This is a genomic window from Lysobacter solisilvae (genome assembly GCF_016613535.2).
In the GTDB taxonomy this organism is placed as follows: Bacteria; Pseudomonadota; Gammaproteobacteria; order Xanthomonadales; family Xanthomonadaceae; genus Agrilutibacter; species Agrilutibacter solisilvae.
On the sequence record NZ_CP071518.1, the window covers coordinates 3,509,083 to 3,521,274 of the forward strand.

10 protein-coding genes and 1 pseudogene are annotated in these 12,192 nt (G+C 67.8%); 1 reads left to right on the forward strand and 10 read right to left on the reverse strand.

Annotated elements, in window-relative coordinates; translation table 11 throughout:
- Window positions 1–147 precede the first annotated feature (147 nt).
- Window positions 148–933 (forward strand): ROK family protein, encoded by a 786-nt coding sequence (locus I8J32_RS15445; RefSeq protein ID WP_245156354.1) that lies wholly within the window; start codon window positions 148–150, stop codon window positions 931–933.
- Window positions 934–1,004: 71 nt separating this feature from the next.
- Here I8J32_RS15445 and I8J32_RS15450 read toward each other — a convergent pair whose 3' ends face one another.
- The 10 genes and pseudogenes from I8J32_RS15450 to nuoG all read right to left on the reverse strand — a co-directional run.
- Window positions 1,005–1,802: an amidohydrolase gene (locus I8J32_RS15450; protein ID WP_200613226.1), complete on the reverse strand. Its 798-nt coding sequence runs from the start codon at window positions 1,800–1,802 to the stop codon at window positions 1,005–1,007.
- 306 nt (window positions 1,803–2,108) lie between these two features.
- Complete coding sequence (gene nuoN / locus I8J32_RS15455; protein WP_200613229.1) at window positions 2,109–3,551, reverse strand: NADH-quinone oxidoreductase subunit NuoN; 1,443 nt, start codon at window positions 3,549–3,551, stop codon at window positions 2,109–2,111.
- 59 nt (window positions 3,552–3,610) lie between these two features.
- Window positions 3,611–5,122: an NADH-quinone oxidoreductase subunit M gene (locus tag I8J32_RS15460; protein ID WP_200613232.1), complete on the reverse strand. Its 1,512-nt coding sequence runs from the start codon at window positions 5,120–5,122 to the stop codon at window positions 3,611–3,613.
- Between the two features lie 13 nt (window positions 5,123–5,135).
- Window positions 5,136–7,331, reverse strand: coding sequence for an NADH-quinone oxidoreductase subunit L (nuoL, locus tag I8J32_RS15465; protein ID WP_200613235.1), 2,196 nt, complete (start codon window positions 7,329–7,331; stop codon window positions 5,136–5,138).
- Window positions 7,332–7,419: 88 nt separating this feature from the next.
- The gene (gene nuoK, locus I8J32_RS15470; protein WP_245156530.1) at window positions 7,420–7,686 is read right to left on the reverse strand and encodes an NADH-quinone oxidoreductase subunit NuoK; all 267 of its coding nucleotides are present in this window, start codon (window positions 7,684–7,686) and stop codon (window positions 7,420–7,422) included.
- 59 nt (window positions 7,687–7,745) lie between these two features.
- A complete protein-coding gene (locus I8J32_RS15475; protein ID WP_200613237.1) occupies window positions 7,746–8,369 on the reverse strand; it encodes an NADH-quinone oxidoreductase subunit J in 624 nt (207 codons plus the stop codon).
- A gap of 7 nt (window positions 8,370–8,376) precedes the next feature.
- On the reverse strand, window positions 8,377–8,865 hold the full coding sequence (gene nuoI / locus I8J32_RS15480; RefSeq protein WP_200613239.1) for an NADH-quinone oxidoreductase subunit NuoI: 489 nt from the start codon (window positions 8,863–8,865) through the stop codon (window positions 8,377–8,379).
- Window positions 8,866–8,885: 20 nt separating this feature from the next.
- Window positions 8,886–9,953, reverse strand: a complete 1,068-nt coding sequence (gene nuoH, locus I8J32_RS15485) for an NADH-quinone oxidoreductase subunit NuoH (protein WP_207526668.1) — start codon at window positions 9,951–9,953, stop codon at window positions 8,886–8,888.
- 2 nt (window positions 9,954–9,955) lie between these two features.
- Entirely contained in the window at window positions 9,956–10,186 is a 231-nt protein-coding gene (locus I8J32_RS18160) for a molybdopterin dinucleotide binding domain-containing protein (protein WP_407061036.1), read from the reverse strand.
- A pseudogene (nuoG, locus tag I8J32_RS15490) lies at window positions 10,162–12,191 on the reverse strand (NADH-quinone oxidoreductase subunit NuoG); the annotation flags it as partial. The gene I8J32_RS18160 and the pseudogene nuoG, both read right to left, overlap by 25 nt.
- Between the last annotated feature and the right edge of the window lies 1 nt (window position 12,192).

A 12,192-nucleotide genomic window follows, 5' to 3' on the forward strand; every position in this document is an offset into this window, starting at 1 on the left:
TGGGCGACCGGGCGAGCCAGACCGCCTTCCGCGAGCTGCTGGCGCAGGCCCGCCAGCAATGCACCGGGCCCGACCCGTTCGGCGATACGCCCAGCGAGGAGATCCCGAAGAAGACCCTGGACCTGGTGCTGGTCGGCGGCGACGCCGATGCGGCGCACCTTGGTCCACGTGGCGGTGGAACGCTACGCGATGCGGCTGGCGGAGGTGACACGTGGCTTCCTCGCGCAACCCGAATGGCACGGGGTCAGCGCGATCGTGCTGGGCGGCGGTTTCGTGGAGAGCCGCTTCGGCGGGCTCGCGATCCGGCGTACCGCCTGCCTGCTCGCGCAGGACGGTGCGGGCGTGACGCTGCGCATCCTCCAGCACGACGCGGACGAGGCGGGCCTGCTCGGCTGGGTGCACCTGCTGCCCCAGGGCCTGCACGACGCGCACGAGGCGTTCCTGGCGGTCGACGTGGGCGGCACCAACCTGCGTTGCGGCATCATCGAGCACGGGCTGCGCGATGCCCCCGACGGCTCGGCCGCGCGCGTGCTCGAGCACATGCAGTGGCGCCACGTGGAAGACGAACCGCGGCGCGACGAGGCCGTGCTGCGGCTGGCCGGCATGCTCAACGGCCTGGCCGCGCAGGCGCGCACCCTCGGCATCGGCCTGGCGCCCTTCATCGGCATCGCCTGCCCCGGCATGATGCAGCCCGACGGCCGCATCGCCCACGGCGCGCAGAACCTGCCCGGCGACTGGGAGTCGCCCTTCAGCCTGCCCGAGGCGCTGGATGCGCGCCTGGATGCGATCGGGGGCGAGCGTGCGTCGGTGGTGATGCACAACGACGCGGTCGTGCAGGGCCTGAGCGAACGCGCACGCATGCAGGGCGCCCGCCGCTGGGCCGTGCTGACGATCGGCACGGGATTGGGGAATGCGAGTTATACGACGGGGTGAGGGTGGCCGAGCCAATTCCCCGCCTTGCGGGGAGGGAGTTCATGGCCCGCCGCCGACATGCGCCCCACTTCTCACACCAGCCGGAACGCATCCCCGTCCAGCATCGCGGGGAAACGCGCGCGGTGTTCGAGCAGCGGCGCGGCCTGCAGCAGCATGGTGGAGACGACTTCCTCGTCGGTGGCTTCGGTCAGCGGGTGGCCGAGGAAGTCGATGATCGCGCTGTCGCCGGAGTACTCCAGGCCGTTGCCGTCGGTGCCCACGCGGTTGACGCCGGCGACGAAGCACAGGTTCTCGATGGCGCGCGCGCGCAGCAGGGTCTTCCAGGGATAACTGCGCGCGGCCGGCCAGTTGGCGACGAAGATCAGCAGGTCGTAGTCGAGACCGTTCTCGACCTCGACGTTGTAGCGGTTGCGAGCGAATACGGGGAAGCGCAGGTCGTAGCAGACCAGCGGGCAGATGCGCCAGCCTTTCCACTCCACGGTCAGGCGCTCCTGGCCGGCGGCGTAGCGCTCGTGTTCCTTGGCGTAGCGGAACAGGTGGCGCTTGTCGTAGTGCGTGAGCTCGCCGTCGGGCTTCACGAACAGCAGGCGGTTGTAGACGCCCTGCGCGGTGCGCAGCTGCACGCTGCCGCAGATCGCCGCGTCGATGCTGGCGGCGCGTTCGCGCAGCCAGTCGACGGTGGGGCCTTCCATCGTTTCGGCGCTGTCGATCGCCTCGTTGGAAAAGCCGCTGGTGAAGGTCTCCGGGAGGATGACCAGGTCGGTGAGGTTGTGCAGCGGCTCGATCAGCCGCGCGTAGTAGTCGCGGTTGCCGGCGGGATCGTGCCAGCGGGTCTGGCCCTGGACGAGGGATACGCGGAGGTTCTTCATGGGGCAACTCTAGCGCCGTCGCGTGAAAGCGTCATGGGGTGCTTCCATGACGTTGCGTTCTTTTACCGCGCCGCCGGCAACCAAGGGCTCTTCGGACAGATCGCCGTCGGTGAGGTCGGCCTGTCCGGAAGGTCGCAGCGCGCCGCGGCGCGTTCAAGGCTCCCGCGGGCCCGGGTTCCCCGGAGGCGCGATGCGCTATCGCTGGACCAGCTTCGCTGTTGAAAGCCCCGGGCTGCGGGGCTGGCCCCGAAACGCAGCGGGCGCCCCATGGGGCGCCCGGCGTGGTCTGGCTGTGCGGGGCGCGGATCAGGCGCCGAAGGCGTACTTGCACCAGGCCATGATCGGGCTCCAGGTGAAGCCCAGGGCCAGCAGGGCCAGCGCGTTGACGCCGAACACGACGGCCAGCGGGCGGTCGCTGTTGGCCGGCCGCGCGTCGCCCTGCGGCTCGTCGAAGTACATCGCCTTGACCACGCGCAGGTAGTAGAAGGCGCCGACGACGGCGAACACCAGGCCGACGATGGCCAGCCACCACAGGCCGCCCTCGAAGGCCGCGCGCAGGACCGCCAGCTTGGCCCAGAAGCCCAGGAACGGCGGCACGCCGGCCAGGGAGGCCATCACGCACAGGATCAGGCCGGCCAGCCACGGGTTGCGGGCATTGAGGCCCTTGTAGTCGTCGATGTTGTCGGCCTCGAAGTCCTTGCCCGCCAGCATCACGATCGCGCCGAAGGCCGCGGCCGACATCACCGCGTAGCTGATCGCGTAGAACAGCGCCGCCGCCATGCCCTGCGGGCCGCCACCGGCCAGGCCCATGAACAGGAAACCGACGTGCGAGACGGTCGAGTACGCCAGCAGGCGCTTGAGGTTGGTCTGCACCAGCGCGCTCAGGTTGCCGATGACCAGCGAGGCCACGGCCAGGGCGGCCAGCATCAGGCGCCAGCGGTCGTCGAGCGGGCCGGCGCCGGTTTCCAGCAGGCGGTACGCCATGCCGAAGTACGCCAGCTTGGGCGCCGAACCGATGAACAGCGTGATCGGCGTCGGGGCGCCGTGGTAGACGTCGGGCAGCCACATGTGGAACGGCGCCGCGCCGAACTTGAAGGCCAGGCCGGCCAGGGCGAACACGACGCCGGTGATCAGCATCGCGCCCTGCGTGGTCGCGTGAGCCGAGGCACCGATCGTGGCCAGGTCGAGCGAACCGGTGGCGCCGTAGATCAGCGACATGCCGTAGAGGATCAGGCCCGAGGCCAGCGAACCCAGCACGAAGTACTTGATCGCCGCTTCCGACGCGATCGGGCTGTCGCGGTCCAGCGCCACCAGCGCGTACGAGCACAGCGCCAGCATCTCCAGGCCCAGGTAGATCATCACCAGGTTGCCGGCCGACACCAGCAGCATCATGCCGCCGACCGCGAACAGCATCAGCACCGCGATCTCGCCCTGGTACAGGTTGCGCTGGCGCAGCCAGGGCCAGCTGTAGATCAGGGCGAAGATGCTGGTGATGCAGATCGCCAGCTTCATCACGTCCGCGGCCGTGTCGCGGATGAACATGCCGGACAGGACGGTGCCCTGCCCGCCGATGCCCATGCCGATCATCACCACCACCGCGCCGAGCGTGGCGATGGCCGCCACGTGGGTGACGATGCGGTGGCGCGCGTCGAGGAACAGGTCGAGCATCAGCCAGACGAAGGCGGCGCCCACGAGCACCAGCTCGGGGAGCAGCGGCATCAGTTCGGCGGCGGTGGGCATGTTCATCATCAGGCGGTCTCGGGCGGCAGGAGCGCGGTGGTGCGTTCGGCCTCAGCGGCCGACGCGTCCTACAGCTTGGAAGTGGCGATTTGGGTGGCGAGGTTGGCGATCGACGGTTCCATCAGGTCGGTCAGCGGCTTGGGCCAGATGCCCAGCGCCAGCACGCCTGCGGCGAACACGCCCAGCACGATCGCCTCGCGGAAATTGATGTCCTCCATCTCGGCGACGTGGGCATTGCCCACCTCGCCCCAGATCACGCGCTTGACCAGCCACAGCGTGTAGCCGGCGCCGACGATCAGGGTGATGGCGGCGGCGAAGGCGATCAGCGGGTGCTTCTGGAAGCTCGACAGGATGACCATGAACTCGCCGACGAAGCCCGACGTGCCCGGCAGGCCGGAGTTGGCCATCGCGAACAGCACGAAGAACGTGGCGAACCACGGCATGACGTTCACCACGCCGCCGTAGTCGCGGATCATGCGGCTGTGCATGCGGTCGTAGAGCACGCCCACGCAGGTGAACATCGCGCCGGAGATGAAGCCGTGGCTGATCATCTGCACCATCGCGCCCTGCAGGCCGAGGCGGGCGGCGTCGGCGTTGCCGAAATCGCGCACCAGGGCGAAGGAGATGAAGATGCCCAGGGTCACGAAGCCCATGTGCGAGACCGACGAATAGGCGATCAGCTTCTTCATGTCGTCCTGCACCAGGGCAACCAGGCCGACGTACACGACGGCGATCAGGCTCAGCGCGATCACCAGGCCGGCGTACTCGGCGCCGGCGTCGGGGACGATCGGCAGGGTGAAGCGCAGGAAGCCGTACCCGCCGATCTTCAGCATGATGGCGGCCAGGATCACCGAGCCCGCGGTCGGCGCTTCCACGTGCGCGTCCGGCAACCAGGTGTGCACCGGGAACATCGGCACCTTCACCGCGAAGGCCGCCAGGAACCCGAAGAAGATCCACATCTGCTCGGTTGCGGTGAGCTGCAGCGCGTACATGTCCGTGAGCTGCCAGCTGCCGCCCTTGAGGTACATGTAGATCAGCGCGGCCAGCATGAAGACCGAGCCGAGGAAGGTGTACAGGAAGAACTTCACCGCCGCGTACACGCGCCGCGGGCCGCCCCAGACGCCGATGATCAGGAACATCGGGATCAGCATGGCCTCGAAGAACACGTAGAACAGCATGGCGTCGAGCGCGCAGAACACGCCCACCATCAGGCCTTCCAGGATCAGGAACGCGGCGTAGTACTGGCTGACGCGCTTGTCGACCGAGCCCCAGGCCGAGATCAGCACCAGCAGCGAGGTCAGCGTGGTCAGGCCGATCAGTGCGATCGAGATGCCGTCCACGCCCAGGGCGTAGCGGATGTCGTAGGCGGCGATCCAGCTGTGTTCCTCGGCGAACTGCATGCCGGGGAAGGTCATGTCGACGCCGGTGAACAGGGGGATGCTGAGCAGCAGCGTGGCGGCGGCCACGGCGATACCGAACCAGCGCGCCGCGTTGGGGCGTTCGTTGCCGAAGGCGAGGGTCAGCAGGCCGCCGACGATCGGCAGCCAGATGAGCAGGCTAAGCAAGGGCCAGGAAGTCACGTTGCGAGGTCCTTTAGCGCCAGTAACGAATGAGCACGGCCAGCAGGGCGATCAGGCCGAGCAGCATCGCGAATGCATAGTGGTAGAGGTAGCCGGTCTGCAGGCGGCGCACCAGGCCCGCCGACAGTTCGGTGACGCGGGCGCTGGCGTTGACCAGGCCATCGACGATGTAGGTGTCGAACCAGCGCGAGGCGCGGCCGACGGCCACGCCGCCACCGGCGAAGCCGCCGATCCACAGCGCGTCCATGCCGTACTTCTCTTCGAGCACGCGCACCGGCAGCGACAGCGTGCGGCGGATCTTGCCCGACAGGCCCGGCCTGAGCAGGTACAGGAAGGTCGCCAGGGCGAAGCCGCCGAAGGCCAGCCAGAAGGCCGGTGCCTGGAAGCCGTGCAGTGCGAACGCAATGGGGCCGTGCCACTCCTCCTTGCCCACCGCGGCGATCGTGTCCTTGGCCGGGGCCAGGTCGATCGCGCCCAGGAAGAACGGCAGCTGCGGGTGGTGGCCCATCATGTCGGTGCCGAACAGCATCGGGCCGATGGTCAGGAAGCCGATCACGATCGAGGGGATCGCCAGCAGGATCAGCGGCAGGGTCACCACCCACGGCGACTCATGCGGTGTGTGCGCGTGGCCGTGGTCGTCGTGGCCATGCGCATCGTGCGCGTGGTCGTCGTGTCCGTGCTCGCCATGGGCGTGCACGTCATGGGCAGCCGGTGCGTGGTGCTCGTGCGCCAGTGCCTGCTCGTGCTCGGTCGAGTCCGCTTCCGGGGCGACGTAATGGTCCGGAATCGGGTCGTGGAAGTGTTCCTTGCCGTGGAAGGTCATGTACAGCAGGCGGAAGCTGTAGAACGAGGTCACGAAGGCGCCCAGCAGCACCGCCCAGTAGCCGTACGTGGCCACCCAGTTATGCGCCTCGTGCGCGTGGTGCGCGGCGGCCTCGATGATCGTGTCCTTCGAGTAGAAGCCGCTGAAGAACGGCGTGCCGACCAGGGCCAGCGTGCCGATCACCATCGTGATGTAGGTGATGGGCATGTACTTGCGCAGGCCGCCCATGCGGCGCATGTCCTGCTCGTGGTGCATGCCGATGATCACCGAGCCGGCGCCCAGGAACAGCAGCGCCTTGAAGAAGGCGTGGGTCATCAGGTGGAAGACGGCGGCGGAGTATGCCGACACGCCCAGCGCCACGGTCATGTAGCCCAGCTGCGACAGCGTGGAGTACGCGACGACGCGCTTGATGTCGTTCTGCACGATGCCGATCAGGCCGGTGAAGAAGGCCGTGGTCGCGCCGATGAACAGGACGAAGTTCAGCGCCGTCTCGCTCATCTGGAACAGCGGCGACATGCGCGCGACCATGAAGATGCCGGCGGTCACCATCGTCGCGGCGTGGATCAGCGCCGAGATCGGGGTCGGGCCTTCCATCGAGTCGGGCAGCCACACGTGCAGCGGCACCTGCGCCGACTTGCCCATGGCGCCGATGAACAGGCAGATGCAGATGGTGGTGGCGATGGACCACGTCCAGGGCGAGGACAGCGAGAGGCTGCCCAGCGTGCCCGACCACACGGTCATGTCCTTGCCGGCGATGGTCGGCGCGTTGGCGAAGACGGTGCCGTAGTCCAGCGAGCCGAAGAACATCAGCACGGCGGCGATGCCCAGCAGGAAGCCGAAGTCGCCCACGCGGTTGACCAGGAAGGCCTTGAGGTTGGCGAACACCGCGGTCGGACGCTTGAACCAGAAACCGATCAGCAGGTACGACACCAGGCCCACTGCTTCCCAGCCGAAGAACAGCTGCAGGAAGTTGTTGCTCATCACCAGCATGAGCATGGAGAAGGTGAACAGCGAGATGTAGCTGAAGAACCGCTGGTAACCCGGGTCCTCGTGCATGTAGCCGATGGTGTAGACGTGCACCAGCAGCGAGACGAAGGTCACCACGACCATCATCATCGCGCTGAGCTTGTCGATCATGAAGCCGACATGCGCGTCCAGCCCGGCCACCTGGAACCAGGTGTAGACGTTCTCGTTGAACGGCGCGGCGCCCTGGGACACCAGCTGCCAGAGCACGTACATCGACAGCGCGCAGCTCACCGCCACGCCGCCGATGGTCACGCTGTGCGCGCCGACGCGGCCGATGCGGCGGCCGAACAGGCCGGCCAGGATCGCGCCCAGCAGGGGCGCGAGCACGATGATCAGCAGATGGGTTTTGGACAGTGCCATCGGTTTTCCAATGCTTGCATTGCGACCAGCCGCGCCGCTGCCGGCGCGCATCCGTCGTGGAGCGAAAGTGCGTGCCGGGCCTTGCGGCTCAGCCCTTCAGCGTGTCGATCTGGCCCACGTTGATCGTGCGTCGGTTGCGGAACAGCGTGACCAGGATCGCCAGGCCGATCGCCGATTCGGCGGCGGCCACGGTCAGGATGAAGAACACGAACACCTGCCCGGCGGGATCGCCCAGCTGGCGCGAGAACGCGACGAAGTTGATGTTGACGGCGAGCAGCATCAGCTCGATCGACATCAGCAGCACGATCACGTTCTTCCGGTTGAGCACGATGCCGGCGACGCTGATGCAGAACATCACGGCGCCCAGCGCGAGGTAATGGCCCAGGGCCACGCCTCCAATCACGCTTTCAGGGGTCACGGCAGCGTCTCCTCACCGGCGGCCGGGGCCGGCGGCTTCACGGCGTCCATCTGGACGATGCGGATGCGGTCGGAGGCGCGCACGCGGGCCTGGGCCGACGGATCCTGGTGGCGCGCGCCGACGCGGCGGCGCAGGGTAAGCATGACGGCCGCGATCACCGCGATGGTCAGGATCACCGCCGCGACCTCGAAGGGCAGCATGAAATCGGTGAACAGCGCCTGCGCCAGCCATTTCGTGTTCGGGATGCTGCCCGCGTCGGCGAACGGCACGGTGATGGCCGCCTTGACGCCGATCAGGGTGAGCATCTGCGCCAGCATCACCACCGCCACGATCAGGCCGAACGGCAGGTAGCGGACGAAGCCCTCGCGCAGCGGCGCGACGTCGATGTCGAGCATCATCACCACGAACAGGAACAGCACCATCACCGCGCCGACGTAGACCAGCACCAGGGCGATGCCCAGGAACTCGGCGCCGGAGATTATCCAGGTGCAGGCCACGGAGAAGAAGGTCAGCACCAGGCACAGCGCGGCGTGGACCGGGTTGCGCACGGTGATCGTGCCCAGGGCCGCCATGGTGGCGACGGCGGCGAAGGCCAGGAAGGCGAATTTCACGAAGTCCATGGCGGCCTCAGCGGAACGCGGCGTCGGTGGCGCGGCGCTCGGCGATCTCGGCTTCGAGCCGGTCTCCGATCGCCAGCAGCTGCGTCTTGGTCACGATGTTCTGGCCCCGCTTGTCGAAGTGGTACTCGTGGATGTGGGTTTCCACGATCGAGTCGACGGGGCAGGATTCCTCGCAGAACCCGCAGAAGATGCACTTGAACAGGTCGATGTCGTAACGCGTGGTGCGGCGCGTGCCGTCCTCGCGCTTTTCCGAGTCGATGGTGATCGCCAGCGCGGGGCACACGGCCTCGCACAGCTTGCAGGCGATGCAGCGCTCCTCGCCATTGGGATAGCGGCGCAGCGCGTGGATGCCGCGGAAACGCGGCGACTGCGGCGTCTTCTCCATCGGGTACATCAGCGTGTACTTGGGCTTGAACAGGTACTTGAGCGTCAGCCCAAGGCCCTGCAGCAGCTCGATGAGCAGCAGGCTTTTGAAGTAGGAAACGATGCGGTTCATAGGGTTCTCGGCGTTCCCGGTCAGACGTTCGGCAGGAACACTTCGTAGTACGCCAGCAGCGCAGTGACGCAGATCCACGCGATGGTGATCGGAATGAACACCTTCCAGCCCAGGCGCATGATCTGGTCATAGCGGTAGCGCGGGAACGAGGCGCGGAACCAGATGAAGCAGCTGGCGAAGAAGAACACCTTGACCAGCAGCCACCACCAGCCGTCGACCGACAGCAGCGGGATGCCCAGGCCCTCGAACGGGCTCAGCCAGCCGCCGACGAAGAACAGCGAGACCAGGAAGCTGATCAGGATCATGTTCGCGTATTCGGCCAGGAAGAACAGCGCGAACGCCGACCCCGAATACTCGACCATGTGGCCGGCCACGATTTCCGACTCGCCTTCCACCACGTCGAACGGCGCGCGGTTGGTCTCGGCGACGCCGGAGATGAAATACACCACGAACAGCGGCAGCAGCGGCCACATGAACCATTCGAAGGCGCCGGCATTGCCGGCCTGCGCCATCACGATGTCGGTCAGGTTGAGGCTGCCGGCGGCGATCAGCACGCCAACCATCGCGAAGCCCATCGCGATCTCGTAGCTCACCATCTGCGCCGCGGCGCGCATGGCGCCCAAGAACGCGTACTTCGAGTTCGAAGCCCAGCCGGCGAGGATGATGCCGTACACGCCCATCGAGGTCATCGCCAGCAGGTACAGCAGGCCGGCGTTGGCGTTGGACAGCACCAGCTTCGCATCGAAGGGAACGACGGCCCAGGCCGCGAAGGCCGGCGCCAGCGCCAGCAACGGCGCGAACTTGAACAGGAAGGGCGCGGCCCGCGTGGGCTGGATGACTTCCTTGAACAGCAGCTTGAACACGTCGGCGAAGGCCTGCAGCACGCCGCGGCCGACATACATCGGCCCCCGGCGGACATGCATCCAGCCGATCAGCTTGCGCTCCCACACCACGTAGAACGCCACGGTGATGATCACCGGCATGGCGATCAGCAGAATCTTCAGGATGATCCAGCCCACGCTGCCGGCGACGCCCAGGCCGAGCATCCAGTCGCGGAAACCATCCACGCCATTGGCAAGGAATTCCATGCTCACGCCCTCCCCGCCTGCACGCGACCGGCGCCCAGCGGCGTGGTCGCGCCGTGGCCGGTCTCGATCCACACCGCGCCGCGCGCGACCTTGTCGCTGACCACGACGGGCAGCGTCGCGGTGCCGGCGGCGGCGGTGAACCTGCCGACCATGCCCTCCTCCAGGCCCAGCGACTGCGCGTCGGCCGGATGCAGGATGGCGCGCGCCTGCGCGTTGAGCGGATGGGACTGCAGGTTGGCGGCACGGCGCACGGTGGCGTCGCTGCGGTAGACACCGACGCTCAGCGCCAGCTCCAGGCCTTCGTTGCCGGCGACAGGCGCCGTCGAGGCCGCGGTCGCGGCCGCGTCGCGCGGCTGCAGGCCGGCACGCAGGCCCCCCAGGTCGGTGAACTCGAAACCATCGGCGCCCAGCTGACCACCCAGTGCACGCAGGACGCGCCAGCCGGCACGCGCGTCGCCAGGCAGCTTGCCGCCGGCGATGGCGGCCTGGTCCAGGCCTTCCAGGTTGGTCAGGGTGGCGTCGATCTCGGGCAGCAGGCCGATCGGCAGGATGACGTCGGCGACCGCGCGCGTGGAGCGGCAGGCGTAGTGGCTGAAGGCCACGACCTGCGCCGACTTCAGCGCCTGGTTGGCCGCGGCGGTATCGGCGAAATCCAGGCCCGGTTCGATGCCGTAGAGGACATACGCCGAGCGCGGCTGCGCCAGCATGGCCTGCGCGCCGCGCGTGCCGGGCAGCACGCCGTGGCGGGCCAGGCCCACCGCGTTGGCGCCCTGCGGGATGCGGCAGACGCGGGCGTTGGTGGCCTGTGCGAAGTCGGCCGCGGCCTGGCGGATGGCCGAGGCGTGCACGCTGTTCTCGGCGACGCCGCCGACGATCACCACCGCACGGGTGGCGTCCTTGAGTGCTTCGCGCAGGCCGGCGTCGGCGAGGGCGCCGGCCAGCTGCGACGGCGCGACGATGCGCGCACTCGCCGCGGTGAATGCGAAGTCGAAATCGACCGGATTCACCACGTGCACCTTGGCGCCACGCGTCCAGGCCTTGCGAACGCGGGCATGCAGCAGCGGCACTTCGTGGCGCAGGTTGCTGCCGACGATGACGATGACGTCAGCCTTGTCCAATTCGGCGACCGGCATGGCAAAGGGCTGCGCGACCGCGCCATCGGCGAGGTCGTGCTGACCGATGCGGTGGTCGATGTTGGCGGTGCCCAGCGCCTGGGCCAGGCGGGCCAGCAGCGCGCCCTCCTCGTTCGAGGTGGCCGGGTGGACGAGCACGCCCAGGTTGTCGGCGGCGTTCTCGCGCAGGATGTGCGCGGCCTTGGCCAGCGCTTCCTCCCACGAGGCCTCGCGGAAGTCTTCACCGTCCCGGATCAGCGGATGGGTCGCGCGGTCCTGCGCATACAGGCCCTGGTGCGAATAGCGGTCGCGATCGGACAGCCAGCACTCGTTGACCGCTTCGTTCTCGCGCGGGACGGTGCGCAGCACTTCGCCGCGACGAACATGGAGGAACAGGTTGCTGCCCAGCGCGTCGTGGTAGCCCAGCGATTCACGGGCGGTGAGCTCCCACGGGCGCGCCTTGAACTGGAACACCTTGTTGGTCAGCGCGCCCACCGGGCAGACGTCGATGACGTTGCCGGACAGTTCGGTGGTCAGCGGCTTGCCGTCGTAGGTGCCGATCTGCAGGTTCTCGCCGCGGTACATGCCGCCCAGCTCATACGTGCCGGCGACTTCCGCGGTGAAGCGCACGCAGCGCGTGCACTGGATGCAGCGGGTCATCTCGGTGGCGACCAGCGGACCGATGTCCTCGTCAGGCACCACGCGCTTGCGCTCGGCGAAGCGGCTGACCGAGCGGCCGTAGCCCAGCGACAGGTCCTGCAGTTCGCACTCGCCGCCCTGGTCGCAGATCGGGCAGTCGAGCGGATGGTTGATCAGCAGGAACTCCATCACGTTGCGCTGCGACTTCAGGGCCTTTTTCGCTGCGCGTGGTGACCTTCATGCCATCCATCACCGGCGTGGCGCAGGCCGGCGCGGGCTTGGGCATCTTCTCCACTTCGACCAGGCACATGCGGCAGTTGGCCGCGATGCTCAGCTTGTCGTGGTAGCAGAAGCGCGGGATCGCGATGCCGGCCTTGTCGGCCGCACTGATGATCATCGAGCCCTTGGGCGCGGCGCACTCGACACCGTCGATGAAGACGGTGACGTGGTCGGGCGGAAGATTCGGATTGATGGGCTGTGCGCTCATG